Source organism: Microbacterium sp. Leaf351, from assembly GCF_001423825.1.
Taxonomy (GTDB): domain Bacteria; phylum Actinomycetota; class Actinomycetes; order Actinomycetales; family Microbacteriaceae; genus Microbacterium; species Microbacterium ginsengisoli.
Genome location: NZ_LMPK01000037.1, coordinates 24,643 through 25,161, shown reverse-complemented (window position 1 = coordinate 25,161; position 519 = coordinate 24,643). Strand labels below are relative to the sequence as shown.

The 519-nt window shown below is 72.4% G+C and carries 1 protein-coding gene; it reads right to left on the bottom strand.

The window, feature by feature from the left end; translation table 11 throughout:
- Window positions 1–11: 11 nt before the first annotated feature.
- On the bottom strand, window positions 12–519 hold a 508-nt coding region (locus tag ASG00_RS12645), incomplete at its 5' end, for an HAD family hydrolase (RefSeq protein ID WP_235559584.1).

The following is a 519-nucleotide window of genomic DNA, read 5'->3' as shown; positions in this document are numbered from 1 at the left end:
GTCGAGTCAGTCTATGAAGCGGATGTGTCGGGCACGAACACGCCGAGGTCGGGAACGACGACGGATGCCCCGGCCTCCGCCAGCGACCCCTCGCCGACTCCGCGGTCGACGCCGACGACGAGGCCGTATCCGGCCGCGACGGCCGACCGCACGCCGCTGAGAGCATCCTCGACGGCGGCGCTGGTGGCGGGGTCGACGCCGAGGAGCCGGGCCCCGGCGGCGAACACGTCGGGTGCGGGCTTGCTCGCGAGGTTCTCGTTCTCGGCGAGCACCCCGTCGACGACGACCTCGAACCGGTCGCGCAGCCCGGCGGCGCGCAGCACCTCGTCGGCGTTCTTCGAGCTGGACACGACGGCCACGGGCACGCCCTGGTCCTGCAGCAGGTCGAGGAGGGCGACGGAGCCCGGATAGGGCTCGATGCCCTCGGAGCGCAGGATCGCCGCGAACACCTCGTTCTTGCGGTTGCCGATGCCGCAGACCGTGTCACGGTCGGGCGTGTCGGAAGGCTCACCCCACGGC